At 55.4% G+C, this 1,154-nt stretch carries 1 protein-coding gene and 1 pseudogene; both read left to right on the top strand.

Annotation, left to right across the window (positions count from 1 at the left end):
- Positions 1 to 185, top strand: a pseudogene (locus ME3_RS07105) (hypothetical protein); the annotation flags it as partial.
- Positions 186 to 330: 145 nt separating this feature from the next.
- On the top strand, positions 331 to 1,154 hold an 824-nt coding region (locus ME3_RS07040; protein WP_210160361.1), incomplete at its 3' end, for a hypothetical protein.

The raw sequence follows: 1,154 nt of genomic DNA on the forward strand, positions 1-1,154 counted from the left end.
GGGACGAAGATTGTGGGAGGGGGAAGTGGTGTGGGGGTGAATATACTGGGGGGAACGGTAAGGTTGGAGGGGGTGACGGTTTCAAGGGTCATGACGGGGGTGGAGATGGTGGGGAAGGGGAATTTGACGGTGAGTGGAGGGGAGATAAAAGAGTTTGTGAAGTATGGGCTCTATGTGGGGAGTGAGGTGACAAGGGCTGAGTTGACGGGGACGAAGATTATGGGACAGAATAAGGGGGTTGGGGTCTATGCGACGGGGGGTGAAGTGACGTTGGATAATGTGAGGATTTCAGGGGTCATAACGGGGGTGAAGGTGGAGAAGGGGAGTGGGATGGTGACGGTGAATAATATGAAGATGACAGGGGTGGTGGGGGGGATAAGTATGAAGGGAAGTGGTACGTTGAAGGTAAACAATGGGACGATTGAATTAGCAAGTGGGGGGGATGTATGGGGGGTCTATGTGGGGGATGGGGTGACAAGTGCAAGTTTGACAGGGACAACGATTACGGGAGGGGAAAGGTGGAGGAGTGGAGGTGGGGAAAGTGTGGGGGTGGAGACGGAAAGTTCGGGGACAGTGACGTTGGATGGGGTGACGGTTTCAAAGGTTGGAATGGGGGTGAAGGTGACAAGTGGGAGTTTGGAGATTAAGGGGGGGACCAAGATTATGGTTAGGCCAGATGGGACGGGGATTAAGGTGGGAAGTGGGGTGACAAGAGCTGAGTTGAATGATGTGAGGATTGGGGGAAGTGGGACGGGCACGGGGGTGGATGCGGTGGGGACGGGGACGAAGGAGATGACGGTGGCGTTGGAGAAGGTGACGATTGGGGGGTTCAAGACGGGGGTGGAGATGGTGGGGACGGGTGGGACGTTGACGATAGAGAAGGGGACGACGATTAGTTTTATGGGCAATGAGGGGGTTGGGGTGATTGTGGGGGGAGGGGTGACAAGTGCAAGTTTGACAGGGACAACGATTACGGGAGATGGAAGTGGGATGGGGGTCTATGCAATGGGGGTGGGAGAGATGACGGTGGCGTTGGATAATGTGAGGATTTCAAAGGTGGCGAAAGGGGTGAGTGTTGAGGGGACAGGGACGTTGACGATGAATAAGGGGACGACGGTTGAGTTTAAGGGGGGTGATGGGTATGGGGTCTATGT

The organism is Bartonella melophagi K-2C (assembly GCF_000278255.1).
Lineage (GTDB): Bacteria > Pseudomonadota > Alphaproteobacteria > Rhizobiales > Rhizobiaceae > Bartonella > Bartonella melophagi.